The sequence below is a fragment of the bacterium genome, assembly GCA_021371935.1.
Taxonomy (GTDB): domain Bacteria; phylum Armatimonadota; class UBA5829; order UBA5829; family UBA5829; genus UBA5829.
This window is the reverse complement of the sequence record JAJFVF010000012.1, coordinates 96,232-111,901: the sequence shown is the minus strand read 5'-3', so window position 1 is coordinate 111,901 and position 15,670 is coordinate 96,232. Positions and strand designations below refer to the sequence as shown.

General features: G+C 51.2%; 11 protein-coding genes. 10 read left to right on the top strand and 1 reads right to left on the bottom strand.

Annotated elements, in window-relative coordinates; genetic code table 11:
- Positions 1 to 430 precede the first annotated feature (430 nt).
- The 10 genes from LLG46_09175 to LLG46_09130 all read left to right on the top strand — a co-directional run bounded on the left by LLG46_09175 (position 431) and on the right by LLG46_09130 (position 14,494).
- Complete coding sequence (locus LLG46_09175) at positions 431 to 5,257, top strand: lectin like domain-containing protein (GenBank protein MCE5323468.1); 4,827 nt, start codon at positions 431 to 433, stop codon at positions 5,255 to 5,257.
- Between the two features lie 42 nt (positions 5,258 to 5,299).
- The gene (locus LLG46_09170) at positions 5,300 to 5,743 is read left to right on the top strand and encodes a hypothetical protein (GenBank protein MCE5323467.1); all 444 of its coding nucleotides are present in this window, start codon (positions 5,300 to 5,302) and stop codon (positions 5,741 to 5,743) included.
- A gap of 118 nt (positions 5,744 to 5,861) precedes the next feature.
- Positions 5,862 to 6,716, top strand: a complete 855-nt coding sequence (locus LLG46_09165) for a branched-chain amino acid ABC transporter permease (GenBank protein ID MCE5323466.1) — start codon at positions 5,862 to 5,864, stop codon at positions 6,714 to 6,716.
- Positions 6,713 to 7,726, top strand: coding sequence for a branched-chain amino acid ABC transporter permease (locus tag LLG46_09160; protein ID MCE5323465.1), 1,014 nt, complete (start codon positions 6,713 to 6,715; stop codon positions 7,724 to 7,726). Before LLG46_09165 ends, LLG46_09160 begins: the two co-directional genes overlap by 4 nt.
- 24 nt (positions 7,727 to 7,750) lie before the next feature.
- The gene (locus LLG46_09155; protein MCE5323464.1) at positions 7,751 to 8,713 is read left to right on the top strand and encodes a glycosidase; all 963 of its coding nucleotides are present in this window, start codon (positions 7,751 to 7,753) and stop codon (positions 8,711 to 8,713) included.
- A 102-nt stretch (positions 8,714 to 8,815) separates the two neighbouring features.
- On the top strand, positions 8,816 to 9,562 hold the full coding sequence (locus LLG46_09150; protein MCE5323463.1) for an ABC transporter ATP-binding protein: 747 nt from the start codon (positions 8,816 to 8,818) through the stop codon (positions 9,560 to 9,562).
- Positions 9,556 to 10,263 (top strand): ABC transporter ATP-binding protein, encoded by a 708-nt coding sequence (locus tag LLG46_09145; protein MCE5323462.1) that lies wholly within the window; start codon positions 9,556 to 9,558, stop codon positions 10,261 to 10,263. Before LLG46_09150 ends, LLG46_09145 begins: the two co-directional genes overlap by 7 nt.
- A 32-nt stretch (positions 10,264 to 10,295) precedes the next feature.
- Positions 10,296 to 11,438: an ABC transporter substrate-binding protein gene (locus LLG46_09140; protein ID MCE5323461.1), complete on the top strand. Its 1,143-nt coding sequence runs from the start codon at positions 10,296 to 10,298 to the stop codon at positions 11,436 to 11,438.
- A gap of 73 nt (positions 11,439 to 11,511) precedes the next feature.
- Positions 11,512 to 12,798 carry a phenylacetate--CoA ligase gene (locus tag LLG46_09135; protein MCE5323460.1) on the top strand — a complete coding sequence of 429 codons (1,287 nt, stop codon included), beginning with the start codon at positions 11,512 to 11,514 and terminating at the stop codon, positions 12,796 to 12,798.
- A gap of 178 nt (positions 12,799 to 12,976) precedes the next feature.
- Complete coding sequence (locus tag LLG46_09130) at positions 12,977 to 14,494, top strand: FAD-binding oxidoreductase (protein ID MCE5323459.1); 1,518 nt, start codon at positions 12,977 to 12,979, stop codon at positions 14,492 to 14,494.
- Here the strand turns inward: LLG46_09130 and LLG46_09125 are convergent.
- Positions 14,491 to 15,501 (bottom strand): mechanosensitive ion channel family protein, encoded by a 1,011-nt coding sequence (locus LLG46_09125; GenBank protein ID MCE5323458.1) that lies wholly within the window; start codon positions 15,499 to 15,501, stop codon positions 14,491 to 14,493. The two genes, LLG46_09130 and LLG46_09125, sit on opposite strands and share 4 nt — an antisense overlap.
- Between the last annotated feature and the right edge of the window lie 169 nt (positions 15,502 to 15,670).

Sequence of the window (15,670 nt, the reverse complement as noted above, 5' to 3'; positions counted from 1 at the left end):
TGCAGGCTTTAGGTGTCAATCTTTTTGTAAAGGTATGTATGTTCTTGTATGGTGTGTTGGGTAACTGTGGGCATTTTGAAATATTGACTGAGCCATATATGTTGTTTTTCGGTTTTCGGCTATTGACTTTAGCTTCGTGGCAGGGATACAATGCAATCAGCTATAGCAGCATATAAATATGGCGGAATAAGTTTATAGTTTGTATCGAATTATTCATAACAAGTTGTTTTGCATCGGTTTGGCCAAGATTTGCCGATCCGAGAGGTGGAGAAAAGAGATGAAGGTAAGCCGACTGTTAAGAAATTTATCCCCAGTATTGATGTTAGCGGCAGTGTTTTGCCTGTCGACTTTGGGCTTTGCGAAGGACGTTCAGCCAAAGCTTGGGTCCATAAATCCTGATTTTATAAAGTACAAAACAGGAGAGAGCAGTGTGTTTTCACAGCTTCAAGGAGCAAGCGAACATAAAACTGGGTATCTACCGTCCACGCGTGATACTTCTTACCTAAAAGGCAAGCACCTAATTCTCACCGGAAACAGGCTGATGGGGACTCTTCCCACCTCGTATGATCTTCGTGATCATGGCAAGGTCAGCTCCATTAAGGATCAAGGCGACTGCGGCAGTTGTTGGGCATTTGCAGCGATAGGTTCAATGGAGTCATGTCTGTTAACTGCGGAAAGCTGGGATTTTTCCGAAAACAATCTGAAGAATCTGTCCGGCTTCAAAGGTGAAGACTATGATTGCTGCAGTGGTGGCAATTTTGATAAAGCAGCTGCATATTTTCTCCGATGGGACGGTCCCGTAAATGAGGCTGATGATCCCTATGATGACAGCTCATGTGATTCAACCAGCCAGACTGTTCAAAAGCATGTTCAAAGCTATATCCAGATACCCCCCCGTGAATTTTCGCTGGACAACGACGGCATCAAGCAGGCGATAATGACTTATGGTGCCGTGGCTGTTTCATTCTATATTTATACCTATAGCGATTATGATTTTTACAACTCCACAACTCACGCATATTATATGAATATTTCGGCAGGCACCAATCATGCCGTTTGTATAGTGGGCTGGGACGACTGCTATTCAAAGTCAAATTTCGGCATAGAGCCGCCTGGTGATGGAGCATTTATAGTTAAGAACAGTTGGGGCACCTCCTGGGGTGATAACGGCTACTTCTATATGTCATATTATGACGTCAATCTGATGACATGGGCTGCAGGTTGTGTTTATACGACTGAGTCGACCGACAACTATGCAACGCTCTATCAGTATGATACTCTTGGATGGGTAACTGATATCAGCTACGGCAGTGAAACCGGATGGTTTGCGAACGTATTTACCGCATGCGACAATCAGCCGTTGAGAGCGGTCGGTTGGTATACTGCCGAGCCAAACTCGCCGTATGAGATTTATATTTACAAGAACCCAACCTCAGGTCCAATCAGTTCCGGTGGTTATGCGCTTAAGCAGACCGGCACAATAGCAAATCCGGGCTACACGACCGTACAGCTCAACACACCTCTGAGCCTCACGAAGAACGAGACATTTTCCGTAGTAATAAAACTGACCACTCCCGGCTATACATCTCCTATTCCCATCGAGATGGCGTATGAATACTATCACACCGCATCAGCCACTTCCAACCCTGGTGAGAGTTATATTAGTTATGATGGCGACACATGGGATGATCTCTGGGATCTCTGGTCTGAGTATAGGATCAATAATTGTATCAAGGCATATGCAGGGTCACCGGCAACGGTTCCACCTGATGTGCAGATAACAAGTCCCACCATGGAGCCGATCTACAACTCAACAGAGACGTCAATCGATATATGCGGCATAGCTTCGGACAACAGGTCGGTCTCGTCCATAATCTGGCAAAACACGACCCTGGGGACCACTGCGCAGTTATGTGAGGACGGTGGTGATTGGGCGACATGGTGTGCTCGCAGTGTCAGCCTAGAGCCTAATGCCAGCAACAATATTTTGATTACTGCGACCGATAGTGACGGCAACACATCCACTGATTCGATTGCCGTAGTAAACGATTCGGTAAGCCCGAGTGTTGCAATCACGTCTCCTACATCCAATGATAAGTACTGGCCTGAGACATCGACAATTGATATCGGAGGAACTGCTTCAGACAATATCAATGTTGCGAGTGTGACTTGGTCCAATTCAGGCACGGGAGACAGTGGCTCGTGCACGCTGTCTGGCACGGACAGCGTGACGTGGAGTGCTTCGGGGCTTACGCTTGCAGATGGCAAGGATGCAAATGTCATAACCGTTACCGCCACCGATCTTGCGGGTCATACCGCCACCGACACTCTCACCGTCACCCATTATCCTGCTTTGAAGGGGTTCTATGTAAATCCCAGCAAGGCAGGCCTGCTTCAGGGAATGACGCAGGAGTTCACAGCCGTCCCGATAGATATCAACGGGGATGTCAGGCCTATTGCCGATGGCACCTTATTGACTTGGTCTGCGACGACCGGCGAGATCGATTCTCAGACTGGTGAGTTTACAGCCGGTTCAGAGTCTAGTGTAGTCACCGTTGCTTATGGGAGCACACAGACCCAGATTAGCGTCGAAGTATTCCCAGAGAATGCTGCTGGGGGCTACGTGCTGGAACGCTGGTGGGGCGGCAATCTGAGTAAACCGGTAGGAGTTGCCATAGGTCTGGATGGATCGATATATCTGGCCGACAGTCTGAATGACAGGATTCAGAAATACAGTTCAAAAGGATCATATGACTATTCATTTACGGGCACAGGTGCTGATCCTTTTGATACGCCGCGCGGCATCGGCATCGATTCGTCGGGCAACTTCTATATCAGCGATACCAGAAACAACCGCATACAGAAATTCAATTCCGACTGGGAATTTGTAACCACATGGGGTTCATACGGTACAGGCGAAGGGCAATTAATATCCCCGCACGGCATCGCCATTGACGACGATGATAACGTATATGTAGCCGACAGTGGCAACAATCGGATTCAGAAGTTCGATTGTAACGGCAACTATCTTGCCCAATTGTCTGCATCAACCACCACTGGGGCTAATTTCTCATGGCCGCGTGATGTTGCTGTGGTAGATAATAATGGAACCCGCTATGTTTATGTAATTGACACGCTTAACAATCGAGTTGTTGAGTTTACTGAAGTGACCTCAGGTTTGCTCTCATCCACGCTTTCCAGCAAAAAACTGGGCGTAACTAATCTCGGTTCGCACATAAACGTTACATATTGCTTGGTCCAGCAGCCGTGGGGTTCTGGAGGTACTGGAGACGGGCAGTTTATGAATCCGACTGGCATAGCAATCGGTCTGTCGGGTGATGTATTTGTTTCCGATTATCTCAACAATCGCGTTCAGGTATTTGATTTAGCCGGCAGCTTTATCGGCAAGTGGGGAGAGTATGGGACCAGCGGCGGCCAGTTTGTTCAACCTGCGGGGATCGTGCAGGACTCAGCCGGCAACGTTTACGTTGTTGATATGAACAATGACCGTGTGCAGAAATATGTTCCGGATGAGGATACGACAATTACCATAACTTCGCCGGATGACGATTTCGACGGCTTCTGGCATAGTTCAAGTATACCTGTTATCGGCATAACAACAGGGGTTGTTCTCAATCTCACCTGGGCTAACTCCACCACTGGTGATAGCGGCACATGCGCTGGCATTCGCAATTGGGCAGTGGGCAGTGTGCCTCTTGCTTTGGGTCGCAATATCATAATCATAACTGCGCATAATGCTGCCGGGAGTGAAGTGCAGCAGACATTAACTGTTTACTATACGGCTACTGATCACGCCATAATCGTATCGACGCCATCTTTGAATCCTTCGACTGTGGAGTCTGGATCGACTGCTACTGTTAGCACAACTGCAGTCGATTCGCAGGGGCATGATGTGGTTTACGCATGGTCTGACGGAGGCGCTGGTGGGTCATTTGCTGATCAAAGCGCTTCAAGCACTACATATACTGCTCCAATCAACACGAGTGGTAGTGACGTTGTAGTAACAATCACCTGTTCTGCGGCATGTAAAGATGACTCATCTATAACGAACAGTGCTTCGGCTCAGTTGATAGTGACCGGTGGGCATGCGGTAACGTTCAGCCATGTTCCGACGCTAACCCCATCGACTGTTGGTCCTGGTGAGAGCGTTGCTTGTTCTGCAACCGCGGTTGATTCCAGAGGCGACCTGCTTAAGTATAGGTGGACGGATTCGGGAGCGGGCGGCACGTTCAGCCCGAGCGCGAGTGTACAAAATCCGACCTATACTGCGCCCGCAAATGCCACGGATGGTGACAAGCACATCAGCATAACATGCACGGCGACCTGCACAAGTATATCTACCACTAAGGCTACCAGTACGGCCGTCCTTACGGTAACCAATCCGGAGCCTACAATTACGATAACCGGTCCGACTTCCGATGACAGCACTGTCCGCACCGGGGCAAGCATCAACTTGTCGGGAACAGCTTCGAGTGATACGACGTCGATCACATGGGCAAACTCTGGTACTGGTGAGTCTGGGTCTATATCGGGTGCCACAAATTGGGAAATAGGCGACATTGAGGTTGTTGAGGGTGAAACGAATGTCATCACTGTAACGGCATTTGATGCCGCCGATCAAAGCGCAGTCGATTCCATACAGGTCACTTGTGAGTCCACACCTGTCGAAGATGCTTGGCAGGGTTTGGTTATGGTTTCGCTGCCAATTGTACCTGACGATACTGATCCGAAAAACGTAGTGAATTTCTACGATGTGGATTGGATGATGTATAGGACAAAGAGCAACAAATATTACGGTTATGGCTCAGACACAAACCACTACAGCTGGTTTGATCCGACCAGCGCTACGCCCGGAAGAGGTTTCTGGGCTATGTTTGAGCAGACTCCAATAGATCCTTGCGGTGAGGTGCCGGATCAAACATCGACCGTCTCCATCCATCTTTACAAGGGATGGAACCTCATCGGCCAGCCCTTTATGAAGACAGTTACATGGGACACTGCCAAGATCAAGGTTCAAACAACTGCAGGCGCTTCAATGGCATTAAAGTCAGCGGGTCTTTATGTAAAAAGCTATGTGTGGGGTTGGCAGCAGAGTGATGATAATCCTTACACTGGCGAGTATTACCTGGTGGGTGACCCTGATGTGGTTTCCGGTGCAACTGATGTGATGGCTCCGTGGCGTGCGTATTGGATGAAGGCGCTGCAGGAGTGCTATCTGTTAATTCCAGCTCCATAGGTAATGAGGAAAGGTTTGACTCGAAACTAGAGGTTAATTGTTATGTTGGATAAAGGACGGATTGTTTCTGCGTTTGTTGTGTTATTAGCGATCGCACTGATTGCAGGATGTGGAGGAGGTGGCGGCGGGTCTAGTTCCGGCGACAAAACTGCTCCCACAATATCCAGTGCTTCGGCGACTTCTCCGAGCAGCTCTTCAGGTGGCGATGTCACAATTACAGCGGTTGTCACAGACGATACGGCAGTTCAGTCGGTATCGGCGGTTGTCACGGATCCCGATGGAAATTCATCTTCGGCTCTGGCGATGAGTCTTAGTTCCGGCATCACATACGCCTACAGCGGCTATGATGCTGCTGAGAACGATAACACTTCTTCAGCAACCTATACAGTAGTTGTTTCGGCGACGGACTCGTCGGGGAACACATCTACAAAGTCTTGCACATTCACGGTACCGGGCGAGACTCCGCCCTCTCCGCCGTCATTTTAGCAATTCAACAAAGGCCGGGGCATCCCGGCCTTTCTTATTTTTACTTCCTTTCTTGCACTCCTCTCCATATTGCGCTATGCTATCAGTGTTATTGAACAGCTTAAGTATCGGTTAATACATGGGACATTACATCGGCTTATTTTTTGCAAACGGGGTGGTGATAGGCAGCATCTACGCGCTCGTGGCGCTTGGGTTCAACGTCATCTACTCGACGACCGGGATCATCAACTTTGCCCAGGGTGAGTTTGTGATGATCGGTGCTCTGACGACCGCCTGGAGTCTTGCATTTCTCAAGCTGGCCATGCCTCTGGCAATTCTGTTGGGGATCACTGTTGCGGCAGTAGTTGCCCTTATATCATATTTGATCGGTATACGGCCCGCCAGGGGTGCTTCTGCCGTAACATATATAATTCTGACAATCGCTCTTTCGATCGTACTCAAGTCAGCCTCATCATTTATATGGGGGACCGATCCCTACACTCTTCCCAAACTGATGCATGGTTCGGTCAAAATCGGCGCGGGTCAAATGGATATGCATTCTCTGCTGGTTATCCCGGTTGCAGGCGCGTGTATGCTTTTGCTCGTTGTGTTTTTCAGGTTTACGCGGCTGGGGATGAACATGCGCGCGTGTGCACAGAGCAGGGAGGGCGCAAAACTCTGCGGCATCAGCGTGGACACAGTTTCTGCGATGTCGTTTGCCTTGAGTGCGGCGCTTGCTGCAGTTGGCGGAGTGATGATAACGCCGATCCTGAGTATGCAGTTCGATGGCGGCACAATGATCGGCATCAAAGGCTTTTCCGCAGCAATCCTCGGCGGGTTGGGCAATCCAGTCGGTTGTGTGCTCGGCGGATTGATAATCGGGGTTCTGGAGCAGTTCATATGCTATTTCAGTTCGGGCTATAAAGACATCCTTGCGCTGGCGATTGTGGTCGTGCTGCTGCTCATCAAGCCCAGGGGGATTTTGTCGAGATGATGGGCAAATATCCTCGTCCCAAGCCGCTTTGGAAGATATATACTGGGCCGCTTGGGTTGGTCATGGCGGTAATTATTTTTCCCAAACTCCTGCCGGGTGATTATTCATACTTGCTCGATCTTGCTCAGCTTTGCGGGATATATGTAATTATCGTATGCGGCCTGACCTTGCTTATGGGCTACACCGGCCAGGTATCGCTCGGTCATGCCGGTTTCTATGCTCTCGGGGGATACATTCCCGCCGTGCTCATCAGGTCGCTGCACTGGCCGATGTGGTCGGCGATTCTGGCGGGAATCATTGGGACTGCATTGATATCATTTCTGATCGGCGGCTCAATCCTTCGACTCAAAGGCAACCATCTCGCTATGGCGACCCTGGCGATAGGCATTATAATCGGGGAGGGGATATCAAAGTTTCCAATCACGGGCGGCGCCGATGGAATACTGGGTCTTCCGCAGATCACATGTTTTGGTCTGGTCAAGGACAGCCTGGGCAAGTTCTATTTCATATGGGCTGTTGTCACAGTGTGCGTTGTCTGGGCGATCCAGCTTATTGAGTCTCCTCAAGGCCGCAGTCTCAGAGCCATAGAGGGTGACGAATCCGCCGCGTCATCGCTCGGCATCAACACGTTCACTCTCAAGGTCAAGGTGTTCACGGCTTCATGCGTGCTTGCAGCTATCGGGGGCATACTCTTTGCGTTTGTACAGTCGGGCGGCATGCTCCTGCCTGAAGAGTTCGGCCTGATGATGAACGTTCAGCTTATGATGATGGTAGTGATAGGCGGCATGGGCAGCATCTGGGGCAGCGTGGCCGGCGGAGTGATCTTGACTGCGCTGCATGAGATTATCAATCTTACAGGCACTGCGGCGGGCGCTGCCGATACATCGCGCATCGAGCACTTGGTTTTTGGTGTTATGCTTGGGCTGATTTTAATTTTATCGCCTTCGGGGATGATTCCGGGGCTTAAGAGGGCAGCTGCCCGTCTTGCGGGCTCTGTCAGGAGGCAGTGATGGCTGCTTTTGGAGGTGATGGTGATGTCTGATGGACCCTTTACGAGAGTAACAAACAAACCACTGATAACACCTGCGGATGTGCCCATAAAGGCGAATTCGGTGTTCAATCCAGGTGTAGTCGAGTATAAAGGGGAGACTCTCCTGCTGCTTCGCATAGAGGTGCGGCGCGGTATCTCCGAGATTCGAGTAGCAAGGAGTAGAAACGGCATAGACTCTTGGCGCTTTGACGACAAAGCTCTGCTGTGTCCTGACCAAGCTGAGTTTCCATATGAAGAGTGGGGCTGTGAAGACCCGCGAGTCACGCAGATCGCGCCGGACGAGTGGGTTATAGCCTACACGGCCTATTCCAGATATGGTCCGGCGGTCGCTCTTGCAAGGACAAAAGATTTCGTGAGTGTGGAAAGGCTCGGCACTGTCCTTCCTCCGACAAACAAAGACGCGTGCCTTTTTCCCGAGCAGTTCGACGGCCATTGGATAATGCTCCACAGGCCGGTCACCGGCGGTCAGGAGCACATATGGTATGCCAGTTCACCTGATGACATGGTCTATTGGAGTCAGCCGGGCGTGCTGATCCCTGAGCGCGGCGGTCCCTGGTGGGACGGTCTGAGGATAGGTGTCGGTGCGCCGCCCATAAAGACCGATCAGGGTTGGCTGATGATATATCACGGCGTAAAAGAGGCCGCAGGCCATCCTGTATATAGACTGGGACTGGCGCTGCTCGATCTGGAGAATCCGCGAAAGGTGCTTGCGAGAGCATCTGACTGGTGCTTTGGTCCCGAGGTCGATTATGAGCAGTATGGTCTGGTGCCGAACGTGGTTTTCACATGCGGGGCGCTCACGCACGGAGATGAGGTCTGGATGTATTATGGAGCAGCAGATACTGCAGTCGGCCTTGCAACGGCTAAGCTCTCTACACTGGTCGATTTTGTGTGGGAGCATGATTACCTGGATATGGTCGGCAGAAACAAGGGCATGGTGGAGTAGTTAGGAGGCAATCATTCAAAGCGCTGACCTTTGGATGTCTTTACGATAGAGTGAGCAGAATGCACAGAGCCTGCTCTTGGCTCTTCACTCTCAACTTTTCTTATGCTTGAATTGACTAACATAACTAAAGCATTTGGCGGCGTGCGTGCTGTGGACGACGTGAGCTTTTCTATTGACGAGGGTAGTCTGACGGCAATCATCGGTCCGAACGGGGCAGGCAAGACCACTCTGTTCAACCTGATTGCTGCGGCGATGCCTGCCGATGGGGGTCATATCAGCTTTATGGGCAAGAGGCTTCCACCCCTGCCGCACAAGGCTGCAAAACGAGGCATAGCTCGCACATTTCAAAATGTCCGGCTCTTTCATGAGATGACTCTGCTCGAGAACGTGCTTTGCGCATGGAACGAGGGTTCCTTTGTCGGCTGTTCCATATGGCCAGGCGGATATCGAGAGGACGAGCGCCTGCGTATGAAGCGGGCGAGTTATATACTGGAAGACATGGGTCTTGGTGATGATATGAATACGAGGGCGGGCGATCTACCTTTCGGCAGGCAGAGGCTTGCGGAGATTGCGAGGGCACTTGCACTTCGCCCAAAGCTGCTGCTTTTGGATGAACCTGCAGCCGGTCTCAACAGGACGGAAAGCGTGCAGCTTGCAAAGTTGATTCGCCATATCGTGAGCGGCGGGATTACCGTGCTGCTGGTCGAGCATGATATGCAGTTGGTTATGAAGTTGGCCGAGCGTGTAATAGTGCTCGACAGCGGAGCGCTAATCGCGGATGGCATGCCGTCCGAGGTCAGCAACAATCCGAGGGTCATCGAGGCCTATTTAGGGGCAAGCGAATGCTGAGGGCGGTAAATCTATGCGCAGGCTATGGCAAGTTGACGGTTATAAAGTCGATCTCGTTGAGCGTGCGCGCCAATGAAGTCGTAGCCCTGGTCGGCGGCAACGGGGCGGGCAAAAGCACTCTTTTGCGCAGCATCGCCGGGCTTGTAAGGGTCTCTGAGGGGCGCGTGATGCTGGCCGGGTCGAATATTGCTGGTCGACCCGCCGAGAAGATAGCGCGCATGGGGCTTGCTCTTGTTCCCGAAGGCAGAGCGCTGTTTGCGTCGATGACGATATATGAAAATCTCAAAGTCGGTGCAAACGCGGCTCGTGCATCACGCTCCGAGGTCAAAGACCGCTTCGATATGGTTTTCGATCTCTTTCCTGACCTCAAGAAACGTCTTTCCGGCAGGGCAGGCGAACTCAGCGGCGGCCAGCAGCAGATGCTTGCGCTGGGAAGGGCTTTGATGAGCAATCCGCGAATCTTATTGCTGGATGAACCGTCTACTGGGTTAGCTCCTGTACTGGTTGCGGAGTTGTTCGATAAAATCGCGGCTCTCAAAGAGCAGGGGATGACAATATTGCTTGCCGAGCAGAATATCCATAAGGCGCTTGATATCGCAGACAGGGGTTATGTCATCGAAAACGGCAGGATTATTCTGGAGGACACAGGGGATGCTCTGAAATCTTCCGAACGTATTCAAAAAGCATATCTGGGAGTATAAGACCAACTTACAATGAAAGGGTGAGAATGTAAATGAGGAATCTGGCGAAGGTAGTTGCATTAGTAATTGTGATCTCATTGCTGACTGCGGGCGTAGCCTATGCGGCAAAGGAGATCAAAATCGGCGGGTTGTTTGCTCTTTCGGGCAAGGCTGCGAACGTGGGCATAACAACCAAGCAGGTAGCCAATATGGTTATCGACGATATCAATCGCAAGGGCGGCATAAACGGCGCCAAGCTCAAGCTGGTTGTTGCGGACACTCGTTCCGAGCCGTCTCAGGCGGTTGTCGCACTGAAGAAGCTGATCGAGAGGGAGAAAGTCGCGGCTATTTGTGGTCCCACCACCACGGGTGAGATCATGGCGTGCATACCGACGATTGAGGCTGCAAAGATTCCGACAATTGCGTGTGTCGGCGGTGCGGCTCCGGTCACGCCTGTGAGGCCTTGGGTTTTCAAGAGTCCGCAGAAGAGTTCATCTGCTGTAGTAAGAATATTTCAATATCTAAAGAGCAAGAAAATCAACAAGATTGGCATTCTCTCAGCCACGGACAAGTTTGGCCAGGAAGGCGAAGAGCTTCTGAAGCAGCTTGCGCCAAGCTACAAGATGAAGATTGTTGCCCAGGAGCAGTTTGACCCCAATGATGCCGACACATCTGTTCAGATCGGTAAAATTGCCTCGAAGAAGCCGCAGGCGATGGTCGTATGGACGATTGGTCCCGGCGGCGCAGTCGTCGCAAAGAGCGCAAAGCAGCTCAAGGTGCCGTTTTTGGTCGTGCAGTGTCATGGCCAGCCCGACCCTATCTATCTCAAGCTCGCAGGCAAAGCCGCAAACGGGACGGTCATGCCCTCCACCAAGCTGATGGTGGCGAGCCAACTTCCGAACTCCGACCCGCAGAAGAAGGTTGAGCTTGCATTTGCCAAGGAATACAAAAAGAGGGGATACGGCGAGATCAGCACCCATTCCGGCTATGCATGGGATGCGATCCAGATAATTGCGAACGCCATGAAGAAAGTCGGCACCGATCCTGTCAAGTTGCGCAAGGCCATAGAAAACACAAAAGGATATGTCGGAGTTAGCGGCATATATAACATGTCAAAGAAGGATCACTGCGGGCTGGACAGTTCTTCTCTCGTGATGATCGAAGTCAAAAACGGAAAGTGGACGCTGATAAAATAGGCGCTAGATATTTAGTTACAGACAATTTATCCCTCCAGGAATCTTTCCTGGAGGGAAGTATGAGGTATACACAATGAACGGATACTGGAACGAAAAAGCAGAGACGATGTCGCGTGACGAACTGACGGCGCATCAGCTTACAAAGCTAAAAGAAACGGTGAAAACGGCATATGACCGAAGTCCATTTTACAAGGCCAAGATGGATGCGGCCGGCATCAAACCTGCAGATATCGAGATGCTGGAAGACATACGCAACTTGCCGTTGCTCGAGAAGAATGACTTTCGTGACCAGTATCCGCTCGGTATGCTTTGTGTGGACAGATCAGAGCTGCGCGAGATGCACATGAGTTCCGGCTCGACCGGTTCACCTATCGTCATGGCCTACAATCAGCACGATCTCGACCAGTGGGGCGAGTGTATGGCGCGCTGTTATTATATGGCCGGGCTGGTCAGCGGCGACACAATTCAGATCACGCCGTCGTTCGGCCTGTTCAATGGAGGTTTCGGTTTCTACCATGGCGGACGCACGTCCAATATGTTCATAATCCCCGCAGGTGCCGGCAACACCCCTCGTCAAATTAAGCTGATGAACGATTTCGGCGTCAAAGCGCTGATGGGTGTAGTAAGCTATGGCATCCGAATCATGGAGGTGCTGGAGGACCAAAAGACTGAGATACCGAGCCTCAAAGTCGGTATTTTTGGTGCGGAGACATTCAGCGACAAGATGCGCGAGAAGATCGAAAACGGCCTTGGCATCGAGGCATTTGATATATACGGAATGACCGAGACCGGCGGTGTTTCGACCACGGGAATGGACTGCCAGGCGCACAGCGGCATTCATGTCTGGGAAGACCAGTATATCTGTGAGATAATCGACCCGACGACCGGCAATGCAGTTCCAGACGGCGAGTTCGGCGAGGTAGTCTTTACGTCGCTCAACCGCCAGGCCATACCGATTATCCGCTATAAGACAGGCGACCTTACCCGCATCCTCACGCGCCAGAAGTGCGAATGCGGCAGAACGTCACTTCGTCTTGACCGTATCACAGGCCGCCGGGACGACATGCTCATCGTAAAGGGTGTCAACTTCTTCCCCAAGCAGGTCGAGCAGGCTCTCATGGAAATTCCTGGCGTCTGCAGCAACTATCAGATCATTATCGAGGAGAAAGACGGCGTCAAGGACGTCCGCATCAATGTAGAGGCGGAAGAGGGCGTGACGGGCTTCGTGGTTGAAAAGAAGCTCAAGGAAGTCCTGGGTTTCAGCCCCAAGGGTGATGTGTATAAGCCGGGCACTCTGCCTCGCAATGAGGGCAAAGCGGTTCGTGTGCTGTATGAAAATAACGATACCAAGAAGTGTTGAGGTCCGGCAAGCAGTTCATTACGAGCACGAGTGATCGCATACCGTCATTCCGAGCTATAATCCGAGTTGCAGTTCAAATTTTCATAATGTAGCTGCAATTCGGATTAGTCGAGGAATCTCCTTTTCATCGACAGAGAGGGATCACGGCAAACTGTGGACACATCGCGAAATGTAAGCAATGACAGCCATAATTCCCTGCACAAGTGAATATGACGACTATCTTCGCGACGAATCACGCCTCATCGGCAGTGCCGAGGCGATAGTATTTCCTACAAGCGAGCAGGAAGTGATCGAAGCCGTTAAATATGCTCGCGAACATAATATGTCCATCACCACCCAAGGCGCTCGGACAGGTATTGTAGCGGGCGCAGTGCCCAATGGCGGTCTGGTAATAAATCTCAGCCGGATGAAATCCATTTGTGGTATTCATTTGGATGAGAAAACCGGCGAGGGGAGTATTGTAGTCCAACCCGGCACGCTGCTTGCTGAGGTTCGTGATGTGGCTGCAAAGCAAAATCTCTTCTTTCCACCCGACCCCACAGAGACATCGGCTTCGATAGGCGGCATGGTAGCTTCCAATGCATCAGGAGCGCTGACTTTCCACTACGGTCCCACGCGAAACTGGGTCGAGTCCCTGCGCATAGTGCTTGCCGATGGTGATACGATAAGCCTGCTGCGCGGTGAATGCATAGCCAGGGGGCGTTCTTTTTCCATTACAACCACTTCCGGGCGAGTCATTTCAGGCGATCTGCCGGATTACACTCAGCCGGATGTCAAAAGCGCTGCGGGCTATTATGTCTCCGACGATATGGACCTTATCGATTTGATGATCGGTATGGAGGGCACACTCGGCATTATTACGGAAATATGGTTGAAGCTGATACCTGCTCCGCGTGCGATCAATGCTTTGACTGTCTTTTTGCCTTCGGAGGAGGCGGCACTTAAGTCTGTGAGAATCCTGCGTGGTGAGAGTGTCGATAACTTTGACCCGATCTCATTTAAGCCTGTCGGGATAGAGTATTTCAACTCCGATGCGCTTAACCTGCTTAGGCGCATGAAAGGCGAAAATTCGGCATTTGAGAAGATACCTGCACTAAAGCCTGGTTTTCACACAGCCGTCTATGCCGAGTTTCATGGGTCGAGCGATGAGGAACTTGAAGAAGCTGTAATGGCTGCGATGGAGCCTCTTGCAGAGCTTGGAGCCAGTGATGAAGATGCCTGGTTTGCCACCACGCTGCGCGAACTCGAACCAATCAAGGCTTTCCGTCATGCAGTACCGGAGGCAGTGAACCTGCTCATAGACAAGCGCAAGCACCGGTGCCCGGATATTACCAAACTCGGCACCGATATGTCAGTGCCGGATGAATATCTTGAAGATGTCATCGCCATGTATAATCATGACTTGAAAAAAAGCGGGCTGGAGTCGGTGATCTTCGGCCATATAGGCAACAACCATGTCCATGTCAATATTCTCCCTAGGGATATGGATGATTATAGCTGCGGCAAGTCGCTGTATATGGACTGGGCAAAGCGGGTGGTGGAATTGGGCGGTTCTGTATCAGCCGAGCATGGCATCGGCAAGATCAAGGCTCCGTTTTTGAGGATGATGTATGGCGATGAGGGCATCTCTCAGATGCGCTCTCTACGGTCTCTTTTCGACCCGGAACTGATGCTGAACAGAGGAAACCTCTTTTAACTCGACTGCTTTATCGGGAAAAAGATGTCAATGTTTTCCTGGTTGAACCGCTTTTGAAGCGCCTTCATATATTCATGCTGCAGCAGATATTGCGCGTCCACATCGGTTGCCCTGAAGACCACAACAAACGTGATGCTTGATTCAATAAACTCTTTGAACCGCAGCACTGGAGGAAACGACATATCGCCTCCGGGAAAAGACTTGAGCACCTCGTTGGCAGCTTCGATTGCTGCTTTTTCCACACGTTCGAGGTTATTCTTGTTGTCGACTCCTGCGTAAGTGTAGATGCTCAGCACTGGGTTTGGCAAAGTCATATTTGTTATGACGGACTGTATCAACTTTGCGTTTGGGATGAGGGCCAGGTTGTTGGAGGCGAGCCGGACCTGAGTGTTGCGCCAGCCCACCGTCTCCACAAAACCTTCCTGACCACTGTCGAGCTTGATATAATCACCCAGCCGCACCGTCCGGTCCACAACCAGATAAAAACCCGCAAATAGATTTGCAATTGTATCCTGCAAAGCCAGGCCGACAGCCAAACCGGCTATACCCAGGCTTGCGACCAGTGCGGTCACCTTTACCCCCATCATCGCCAGTATCTGCACAGCACCTATGATCCAGACAATGAGGATAGCCAGCTTCCTGAACATGGAGAGCTGCGATTTTTTGTCCACGCCTGTTCCGACATACCATCGAATCGCGAGGTTGATAATGCTGGTGATCGCCACAAGCACGACCACAGCAGTCACAGCGTCGAAGATCGAGTTATACTTAACGATATAATCGGCGACCTGGTCGACCTGGAGCAGCGCAATATATATACCAGCCAGCAGGATTAAGATAGATGCGGGTTGCCTCATGGCTCGCAGCAGATCACCAGTAAGGTTCGAGTTTTTCTGGTCGAACCTGTCTGCCAGTGTTGCCAGCACGATCCGCACCGCAATCACAATCCCTGCCGTGACGACCAGTATCACTGCCGCTTCGATAATATCTCTAACCAACCCGGACATACCTCACCTCCAAATCAACCTCCGCCATTATAACTCAAACCCATCGCTTTCATGCAAATTTGTGCTGCTGCTCGTGCCGCGGAGGACTTCATTCCCGGATTGGGTAAGTGGTGAGAAGTAATAGAACCTCGGTGGCGATAACCGAGTCGCCGCCGCAAAGAGAAAGTCA

Excerpts from the sequence above, each read along its gene's own strand:
- LLG46_09140 (MCE5323461.1), top strand. The coding sequence starts at position 10,296 with ATGAGGAATCTGGCGAAGGTAGTTGCATTAGTAATTGTGATCTCATTG.
- LLG46_09160 (MCE5323465.1), top strand. The coding sequence starts at position 6,713 with ATGATGGGCAAATATCCTCGTCCCAAGCCGCTTTGGAAGATATATACT.
- LLG46_09130 (MCE5323459.1), top strand. The coding sequence starts at position 12,977 with ATGACAGCCATAATTCCCTGCACAAGTGAATATGACGACTATCTTCGC.
- LLG46_09135 (MCE5323460.1), top strand. The coding sequence starts at position 11,512 with ATGAACGGATACTGGAACGAAAAAGCAGAGACGATGTCGCGTGACGAA.
- LLG46_09125 (MCE5323458.1), bottom strand. The coding sequence starts at position 15,501 with ATGTCCGGGTTGGTTAGAGATATTATCGAAGCGGCAGTGATACTGGTC.
- LLG46_09165 (MCE5323466.1), top strand. The coding sequence starts at position 5,862 with ATGGGACATTACATCGGCTTATTTTTTGCAAACGGGGTGGTGATAGGC.
- LLG46_09170 (MCE5323467.1), top strand. The coding sequence starts at position 5,300 with ATGTTGGATAAAGGACGGATTGTTTCTGCGTTTGTTGTGTTATTAGCG.
- LLG46_09150 (MCE5323463.1), top strand. The coding sequence starts at position 8,816 with ATGCTTGAATTGACTAACATAACTAAAGCATTTGGCGGCGTGCGTGCT.
- LLG46_09145 (MCE5323462.1), top strand. The coding sequence starts at position 9,556 with ATGCTGAGGGCGGTAAATCTATGCGCAGGCTATGGCAAGTTGACGGTT.
- LLG46_09155 (MCE5323464.1), top strand. The coding sequence starts at position 7,751 with ATGTCTGATGGACCCTTTACGAGAGTAACAAACAAACCACTGATAACA.